At 70.0% G+C, this 9216-nt stretch carries 7 protein-coding genes; all 7 read left to right on the top strand.

Features of this window, described 5'->3' with window-relative positions; all coding sequences use genetic code 11:
- Positions 1 to 166 (top strand): ACT domain-containing protein (locus tag EQG76_RS12710; protein WP_159713850.1); only part of this gene is annotated, 166 nt, incomplete at its 5' end.
- A gap of 8 nt (positions 167 to 174) precedes the next feature.
- Positions 175 to 1218 carry an NAD(P)H-dependent flavin oxidoreductase gene (locus EQG76_RS12705; RefSeq protein WP_159713848.1) on the top strand — a complete coding sequence of 348 codons (1044 nt, stop codon included), beginning with the start codon at positions 175 to 177 and terminating at the stop codon, positions 1216 to 1218.
- A 4-nt stretch (positions 1219 to 1222) separates the two neighbouring features.
- Complete coding sequence (ptsP, locus tag EQG76_RS12700) at positions 1223 to 3556, top strand: phosphoenolpyruvate--protein phosphotransferase (RefSeq protein WP_321573460.1); 2334 nt, start codon at positions 1223 to 1225, stop codon at positions 3554 to 3556.
- Positions 3557 to 3669: 113 nt separating this feature from the next.
- Positions 3670 to 4764, top strand: coding sequence for a helix-turn-helix domain-containing protein (locus tag EQG76_RS12695; RefSeq protein WP_159713846.1), 1095 nt, complete (start codon positions 3670 to 3672; stop codon positions 4762 to 4764).
- A gap of 775 nt (positions 4765 to 5539) precedes the next feature.
- The gene (locus tag EQG76_RS12690) at positions 5540 to 6409 is read left to right on the top strand and encodes a GNAT family N-acetyltransferase (protein WP_200840773.1); all 870 of its coding nucleotides are present in this window, start codon (positions 5540 to 5542) and stop codon (positions 6407 to 6409) included.
- A 125-nt stretch (positions 6410 to 6534) separates the two neighbouring features.
- Positions 6535 to 7773, top strand: coding sequence for a flavodoxin-dependent (E)-4-hydroxy-3-methylbut-2-enyl-diphosphate synthase (gene ispG / locus EQG76_RS12685; protein ID WP_159713844.1), 1239 nt, complete (start codon positions 6535 to 6537; stop codon positions 7771 to 7773).
- A 39-nt stretch (positions 7774 to 7812) separates the two neighbouring features.
- Entirely contained in the window at positions 7813 to 9057 is a 1245-nt protein-coding gene (hisS, locus tag EQG76_RS12680) for a histidine--tRNA ligase (RefSeq protein WP_159713842.1), read from the top strand.
- Positions 9058 to 9216 lie beyond the last annotated feature (159 nt).

The following is a 9216-nucleotide window of genomic DNA, read 5'->3' as shown; positions in this document are numbered from 1 at the left end:
CCATGCCGGCGTCGCCCACACCATGTTCCGCACGCTGGCTGAGCGCGGCATCAACATCCAGGCGATCTCGACCTCCGAGATCAAGGTCAGCGTGCTGATCGGCGCCGACTACATGGAACTTGCCATCCGCTCGCTCCATTCTGCCTATGGCCTGGATGCCGGATAACAGTGACCATGCTCCCTTCCCATCCGCTGCTGGCAGCCGCCTCCGTCCGGGGGCGCCGGTTCCTGGGCTGTGAACTGGCGTTCCTCGGCGGCGCCATGACCTGGGTGAGCGAGCGCAACCTGGTGACGGCGCTGGGCCGGGCCGGCGCCTTCGGGGTCCTGGCCTGTGGGGCAATGACCCCGGACCGGCTGGACGAGGAGATCCAGGCGGTCCAGGCCCTGTCCGACGCACCGTTCGGGGTCAACCTGATCGTGATGCACCCGGACCTGGCGCAGCTCGTCCAGGTCTGCCTGGACCGCAAGGTCTCGCACATCGTCCTGGCCGGCGGGCTGCCGCACAAGGACACGATCCAGGCGATCCGGCAGGGTGGTGCCAAGCTCATCTGCTTCGCCCCTACCCTGGCGCTCGCCAAGAAGCTGGTCCGCTCCGGCGCCGATGCCCTGGTGATCGAGGGCAGCGAGGCGGGTGGCCATGTCGGCCCGGTCTCGACCTCCGTGCTGGCACAGGAGATCCTGCCGTTCGTCGCCGACGTGCCGGTGTTCGTGGCCGGCGGGATCGGGCATGGTGAGATGATCGCCGCCTATCTGTGCATGGGGGCTGCGGGCGTGCAGATGGGTACCCGCTTTGCCGCTGCGGCGGAATCCATCGCCCATCCCGCCTTCAAGCAGGCCTTCGTGCGGGCCAGCGCCCGCGATGCGGTGACCTCGGTGCAGATCGACCCGCAGTTCAAGGTGATCCCGGTCCGCGGCCTGGTGAACACCGGGACCGAGCGGTTCGCCGAGACGCAGGTGGAGGTGATCGGCCGCTACCGGCGCGGCGAGACCAGCTTCGAGGAGGCCTCTCTCCAGATCGAGCGCTTCTGGGCAGGTGCCCTGCGCCGGGCGGTGGTCGAGGGCGATGTCGAGCAGGGTTCGCTGATGGCCGGCCAGAGCGTCGGCTTCGTCAAGGCGGTCGAGCCGGTCGCGGACATACTGGCGGAACTGGTGGCGCAGACCGAGGCGGCGCTGGCCCGTCGCGCGCCGGCGGGTGCCTTGCCCGCGGCCGCGGAGTAGCGCCTTGGCCCCGCGGCACGGGGCGGTCGAACCCCCTGCGGGTGACAAGCCGCGCAACTACGACCAAATGGCGGGCTCGCGGCGGCTCCTGCGCCGGCTGATCGAGGTCGCGGCCATCCCGCTGGAGCCGCAGGAGCGCCTGGACCGGGTGGTACGCATGATCGCCACCGACATGGTGGCGGAAGTCTGCTCGGTCTATGCCCAGCGCGCCGGCGACCTCCTGGAGCTGTTCGCCACCGAGGGCTTGGCGCCCGGTGCGGTCCACCGCGTACGGATGCGAGTGGGCGAGGGCCTAGTCGGCTCGATCGCCGCGACCGGGCAGGTGGTCAATACCGCGGACGCCCAGTCGCACCCGAACTTCCGCTATTTCCCGGAAACCGGCGAGGAGATCTACCACTCCTTCCTGGGCGTGCCGCTCCTGCGCTCGGGCCGGGTGACGGGCGTCCTTACCGTCCAGAACCGGGCACCCCGGCATTATTCCGACGACGAGGTCGAGGCGCTCGAGGTTATCGGCACGGTGCTGGCCGAGATGTTCGCCTCGGGCGGGCTCGCCGACCCCAAGGTCTATGGCTACATCGCCGGCCTCAGGCGGGAATCCTACCGGCTGGAGGGTACCCGGCTGGTCGAGGGGGTCGCAATCGGCCGAGCCTGGCTGCACGAGCCGCAGATCGTCATCAACCGGCTGATCGCCGAGAATGTCGGCACCGAGCTGAATCGGCTGGACCTGGCGGTGGCACGGTTCCGCGCGTCCATGGACGAGCTGGTCGAGCGGCCGGACCTGGGGCCCGGCGAGCATCGCGACGTGTTCGAGGCGCTGCGGATGTTCGCCCACGACCCTGGCTGGGTGCGCCGGATCCGCGAGACGGTCGAGACCGGGCTGTCGGCCGAGGCGGCGGTGCGGCGGGTGCAGGAGGAGACCCGGCTGAAGCTGGGTCACGTGGCCGACCCCTATATCAGGGAGCGGCTGCAGGATCTGGACGATCTCGCCAACCGGCTGCTCCGGCAGCTCACCGGGCAAGCCCTCCATCACGATCCGTCCGACCTGCCCGCTGAGACGATCCTGATCGCGCGCAATCTCTCGGCAGCCGACCTGATCGAGTACGACCGCAGCAGGATCAAGGGCATCGTGCTGGAGGAGGGCTCGCGCACCGCGCACGTCACCATCGTGGCACGCGCGCTGGACATCCCAATGCTCGGCCGGGTCGACGGGGCGATGGCGGCGGCCGATCCGGGCGACCTGCTCGCGATCGACGGCGACCATGGCCACCTGTTCCTGCGGCCGACCGAGGATGTCGAGCAGGCCTTCCTCAGCTCGATCATGATCCGGCAGGAACGGCGCCGGATACTGGAAACTCAGCGCAGCCTGCCGTCGGTGACCCTGGACGGAGTGCCGATCGGCCTGTCACTGAACGCAGCGTTCCTGATCGACCTGGCCCATCTCGACGAGAGCGGTGCCGACGGTATCGGCCTGTTCCGGACCGAGCTCACCTTCATGAACCGGAGTCGCTATCCGGATCTCCCGGCGCAGACCGACTATTACCGCTCGATCATGGAGAAGGCCGGCGACCTGCCGATCCTGTTCCGCACCCTGGACGTCGGCAGCGACAAGCAGCTCCCCTACTGGCGCACGCCAGCCGAGGAGAACCCGGCCATGGGCTGGCGGGCGATCCGGATGATGCTGGACCGCCCGATCGTGCTGCGCGAGCAGTTGCGGGCACTGCTGCGCGCCGCCAACGGCCGGCCGCTCTGCGTGATGTTCCCGATGGTCACCGAGGTGGCCGAGTTCGAGGCGGCGCGCGCCCTGGTCGACCGCGAACTCGACCGGCTGGACCGGGATGGGCTGCCGCGGCCCGAGCGGCTCGAGGTCGGGGTGATGATGGAGGTGCCGGCATTGTTCTGGCAGCTCCCGGCGATCCTGCGCCGGGTCGACTTCGTGTCGCTCGGCAGCAACGACCTGTTCCAGTTCCTGTACGCCTGCGACCGTGGCAACCCCCAGTTGAGTGACCGCTACGACGTGCTGTCGCCCGGCCTCCTGAGCTTCATTCACGACCTGGTGGAGCGCTGCCGGGCGGCGGGCGTGCGCCTGTCGGTTTGCGGCGAGATGGCCAGCCGGCCGCTCGAGGCGATGGCGCTGATCGGCCTGGGCGTGCGCCATCTGTCGGTCACCGCCGCAGACCTTGCGCCAGTCAAGGCGATGCTCCGCTCGGTCGCGATCGGGCCGCTGCACGACTATCTGATGACGCTGCTGGAACTTTCCGACCATTCGCTGCGCGGGCGACTGCAGGCCTACGCACTGGACCATCAGATAGTGTTGCCGCCGGGTGTCTATCGCCCCTGAAGCGTATTTGGTGCCAGTTTCCGGATCAGCTGCTTCTTTGGGCCGTTCGGGGTTTTCTGCTATCTCTACTGGAGAGCTACCCCCTCCAGCGCGACCGAGGTCGACCCCGACCCATGGCCCCAGGATCCACCTCCGCCCATCTGCGAACCGGCCCGCCCGGCGAGGCGGCTGCCCTGTCGATCGGCCGGGAGCTTCGCGCTCTGCGCGAGCAGCGTGGCGAAGACCTCTACGACGTGGCCGATCTCCTGCGGATCAAGCCCGCCTATCTCCTGGCGCTGGAGCAGGGCGATCATACCCGGCTGCCCGGCATCCCCTATGCCCACGGCTTCCTGCGCAGCTATGCCGAGCATCTGGGGCTGGACGGCCAGAAGCTCGTGCGGCGGCTGAAGGCCGCCGGTGCGGTGCCGGCTGCTCCGACCGCGCCCGCAGCGCCGGCCTTCCGCGTCCCCACCGCCGAGGAACGCCGGCCGACCATGGTCGTGGCGCTGGCCCTCCTCGTGCTGGCCGGCGCCGGCTATGGCGGCTGGTCCTATCTGGGCCTGGGCGTCGAGGCACCGCCGGAAGTGGTCGCCGAGGCACCCTACCTGCCGCCGCCCGATCCCCCGCCTGCCGTGCGGCAGCCGCCACCAGTGCCGCTGCGGCCGGATCCCATGGGTCTGGCCGTGCCGGAACGGGCGCTCGCCGCAGCGCCGGCCCCGGCCGTCCAGGACCTGCCTTCCGTGGCCGAGGTGCTGGCGGTGGTGGCCGCGGCACCCGTGCCCGCCAGCACAGCGCCGGCGCCCGATGTGGGCGTGACGGCCGATGCGCCGCAGCCCGCGGTGGCTCTGTCTGTGGCGGCTTCACCCGCCGGGATCGGCGAGGCGGCGGAAGCCGTTGAAGCCATCGCGGCGGACGAAGGCCGGCCCAGCCCCGGTGTGGGTGCCGCGGTCGCCGGGGAGGCGCGCGTGGTGCTGGTGGCAACCGAGCCCGCCTGGATCCAGGTACGGTCGGCCGACCGGTCCTTCTCGCGCAGCCGCCTGATGGAGGCCGGCGAACGCTTCCTCCTGCCCGAGCGGGCCGATCTGGCGCTGTGGACCGGCAATGCCGGCGGGCTGCAGGTGATGGTGGACGGCGCGGAACTGGCGCCGCTGGGGGCCCGCGGTGCCGTCCTGCGCGACGTGCCGCTCGACCCGGCCGCCCTCAAGGCTCGGCTCACGCCCGCCCATTAAGGGCTGTTTCGAACGTCCCATCCGGCTGGCGGCGAGCTGGACAAAGGCGAGCTAGCTGGCCGCACGCTTGTCGTAGCGGGTGGCGACCCGCTGGTACTCCTTCGAGCGCCGACGATGTTCCGCTCCCGGTATGGCGCCCAGCCCATCAGCCGGGCGACCTTCTCGGTCGGGAGCGGCGGGGTGCCAGCGCCGATGTTGAGCCTGGGAGATGGTTCGGCACAGGCCGGCCCGTGCGACTCCTGTTGCCATGATCACCGGGAGCCGGAGCTTCGGCTGACCGCAGCCGGGGCGTCTCGCGGCATGCGTGCCTGTCGGCTCGTGGCAGGTGGATTGCGGGTGGGGCTGGCCCAGCGTCGGAACGAACGCCATCGGCGGGTCCGGGCGACCGCAGCGCAGATGCAGCTTGCTCCCAAGCGAGGCGCGAGCGGCCCGAGGCAGGGCGGAGCCGCCCCTTGCTCCGCCAGGGGCAGGGCAATGGTCAACCCTCACAGCCGATTCTGGCCCAGCGGCAGAAGTGCGACGGTGCGTCCAGGCAGGTCGTGCCATGCGTGCTGATCCGGCCTAGCCAGGGCAGGGTGTCGATGTTCCTCCGGTGGTTCTTGGGCAGGCGCCCGTGCGACGCTTGACAGGAGCGGCCCGAGGCGGCGTCACTTCCGCTTAAAGTATGACATTGCACAGCGCGCTCCCCTGGAGTTCCTGGTGGCGGAATACGGTTTGCGCCGGGGCGTGAGCCGGAAGAAGGGAGGCGCACGATGAGCGCCGATGGAAGTCGACCTTGACGGAGGTCGTGGTGCGCCCGGCGACCGCAGCCGACGCCCGGGCGTGCGGGCGGATCTGCTACGAAGGGTTCAAGGCGCTCAACGAGCGGCACGGTTTCCCGCCCAATTACCCGTCCGTCGAGGCCGCCATTGCGCGTGTGCAGGGCTTCCTCGAGCATCCCACTGTCTTCGGCGTCGTGGCGGTGGGCCAGGATGGCTGCGTCCTGGGCTTCAACTTCCTGAGCGAGCGTGACCCGATCCGTGCGGTCGGCCCGATCGTCGTCGACCCGGCGGCCCAGGGGAGGGGTGTGGGCCGGCAGCTCATGGTGGCCGTGCTGGAGCGTGCGGCCGATGCGCCCGGGGTGCGGCTGGCCCAGGAGGCATTCAACCTCGGCTCGCTCGCCCTTTATGCCGGGCTCGGCTTCGAGGCCAGGGAGCCGCTGGTCGTCCTGGCCGGGCGGCCCTCGTGCGCGGTCTCGGCCGGATGGGACGTCCGGCCGCTGCGGGAGGAGGACCTCGCCGCCAGCGCTGCGCTCCATGAGCGGGTGCACGGTCACTCCCGGGCCAACGAGCTGCGCGAGGCGGTTGGCAGGGGGCTGGCCCGGGTCGCGTGCCGTGACGGCCGCGTGGTGGCATACGCTGCCGCGGTGACGGTCTGGCTCGCCAACCACGGCGTGGCCGAGACCGAGGAGGACATGGCCGCCCTTCTCGCCGGGGCTGCCTGCTCCGTCCAGGAGCCGGTCGCGCTGCTGCTGCCGATCCGGCAGGCGGGCCTGTTCCGCTGGTGCTTGGCGGCCGGCCTGCGACCCGTCAAACCGATGGTGCTGATGAGCCGGGGCGAGTACCGCGAGCCCCGAGGCGCCTGGTTCCCGTCCATCCTCTACTGACAAGCGGCCCGCCAGGTGCCGCGGTGCCGGCAGCGCATGGCAGGTCCGGCGTGGTTGCTGGTGACACGGGATGCCCGGCTGGGCTATCCCGCGCGCCTAGGACAGTCGGGACTGGTTGACCGCTCATGGTGGCACTTCGCCAGATCGTTCGGCATCGCACCCATGCGGTGGACGTGGGCGGCATCGTCGTTGGCGGTGACGCGCCCATCGTCGTGCAGTCGATGACCAACACCGATACGGGCGACGTGGACGCCACCACGCGCCAGGTGATCGAGTTGGCCAAGGCCGGCTCGGAGATCGTGCGGGTGACGGTCAACGACGACGCCGCGGCCAGGGCGGTGCCGGTCATCGTCGAGCGGCTGCGCCTGCTGGGCTGGGAGACGCCGATCGTCGGCGACTTCCACTTCAACGGCCACAAGCTGCTGGCCCAGCATCCGGAGATGGCGCAGGCGCTGGCCAAGTACCGGATCAACCCGGGCAATGTCGGCTTCGGCAAGAAGCGCGACGTCCAGTTTGAGCAGATGATCGAGGCGGCGCTGTGCTACGGCAAGCCCGTGCGGATCGGCGTCAACTGGGGCTCGCTCGACCAGGACCTGGCGACCGGCCTGATGGACGCCAATGCCAGCCGCCCGGATCCGCGTCCGGCCGACGACGTGATGCGCGAGGCGATGGTGATTTCGGCGCTGCAGTCCGCGGAGCGGGCCGAGGCGCTGGGCCTGCGGGCTGACCGGATCATCATCTCCACCAAGCTCAGCCGGGTCCACGATCTGGTGGCGGTCTACCGTGAGCTGGCGCGGCGCTCGAACTATGCGCTGCATCTGGGGCTGACCGAGGCCGGGATGGGCACCAAGGGCATCGTGGCCTCGGCCTCGGCTCTGTCCCTGTTGCTGACCGAGGGGATCGGAGACACGATCCGCGTTTCCTTGACCCCGCGGCCGGACGAGAGCCGCACGCGCGAGGTCGAGACCTGCAAGGAGGTGCTGCAGGCCCTCGACCTGCGCCAGTTCGCCCCGGCCGTCACCGCCTGCCCGGGCTGCGGGCGGACCACCTCCACCCTGTTCCAGGAGCTGGCCCTATCGATCCAGACCTGGCTGGACGCGCAGATGCCGCGCTGGAAGGCCACCCACCCTGGGGTGGAGACCATGAAGGTCGCGGTGATGGGCTGCATCGTGAACGGACCCGGCGAGAGCAAGCATGCCGATATCGGCATCTCGCTGCCGGGCTCGGGCGAGAACCCGGCAGCCCCGGTCTTCATCGACGGCGAGAAGCGCCATACGCTGCGCGGCCCCACCATCGCCGAAGAGTTCCAGGAGATCGTCGAGGCCTATGTCGAGCGCCGCTACGGCCGGCGCGAGGCGGCCTGACCTTTACTTTTCCGATCCAGCCGAGAGTTCGAGACAGCGATGAGCGAGCTGCGCCCCGTCCGCGGTACCCATGACCTTCTGGGCGAGGACATGCGGCGCCACAGCCATGTCCACGAGACGGCGCGCCGCCTGGCTTCGCGCTACGGCTATCGCGAGATCGAGACGCCGATCTTCGAATTCACCGAGGTGTTCCAGCGCACGCTGGGCGACACCTCCGACGTGGTGACCAAGGAGATGTACACCTTCACCGACCGGGGTGGCGAGCAGCTGACGCTCCGGCCGGAGAACACTGCCGGCGTGGCCCGCGCCTTCGTCACCAACGGGCTGCAGCAGTCCCTGCCGGTCAAGCTGTTCTACCATGGGCCGATGTTCCGCTACGAGCGGCCGCAGAAGGGGCGGATGCGTCAGTTCCACCAGATCGGCATCGAGGTGCTGGGTGCACCCGAGGCGCTGGCGGATGCCGAGGTCATCGCCCTTGGCGCCCATGTGCTGGACGAACTGGGAGTGCTGGACAAGACCGTGCTCCAGCTGAACAGTCTGGGCGATCCGGAAAGCCGAGCCGCCTATCGTGACCGGCTGGTCGCCTACTTCTCCAGCCACGAAGCGAAGCTGTCCGAGGACAGCCGCAACCGGCTGCACAAGAACCCGCTGCGCATCCTGGACAGCAAGGACCCGGGCGATCGGGAGCTGGTGGCCGACGCGCCGCTCATGGGCGAGAGCCTGAACCAGGCGTCGAGGGACTTCTTCAAGACCGTGACCGACGGTCTGGACGCGCTCGGCATCGCCTATGTCCTGGATCCGCGCCTGGTCCGCGGACTCGACTACTACACCCACACCGCCTTCGAGTTCGTGACCACCCATCTGGGCGCCCAGGGCACCGTGCTGGGCGGCGGGCGCTATGACGGGCTGATCCGCAGCATGGGCGGGCCGGACGTGCCGGGCGTAGGCTGGGCCGCCGGGGTGGAGCGGCTGGCAGCGCTGATCGAGGCACTGCCGCCGGCGATCCGCCCGGTCGCGATCGTGCCGATCGGGGCCGCGGCCGAGCGGGCGGCCTGGCAGCTCGCCCAGGAGCTACGCCGTGCCGGCCAGCATGTCGAGCTGGCCTTCCGCGGCAAGCCGGCGCAGCGGATGAAGCGGGCGGACCGGCTGGATGCCCGGCTGGCACTATTCCTGGGCGACGACGAGCTGGCTGCCGGCGTGGTCAAGCTGCGCGACCTGTCCACCGGCGCCGAGCATGCCGTAGCACGCGAGGTACTCCTGGATGAGCTCAACCGGGGCGCGTAGCATCGCTTGTTTGACAAGTTGGTGACGATGCGATGACGTTGGCGGTCTCCCTGACGAGGTCGCCAGCGCGTTGAACGGTACCGAGATTCTTCTGCACCTCCTGGGCGCGGTGGCCCTGCTGCTCTGGGGAGTGCGCATGGTGCGCACCGGCATGAGCCG

The sequence above is a fragment of the Geminicoccus flavidas genome, assembly GCF_009806515.1.
In the GTDB taxonomy this organism is placed as follows: domain Bacteria; phylum Pseudomonadota; class Alphaproteobacteria; order Geminicoccales; family Geminicoccaceae; genus Geminicoccus; species Geminicoccus flavidus.
The sequence above is the reverse complement of the archived record's forward strand: the minus strand, read 5'-3'. Positions and strand labels throughout refer to the sequence as shown.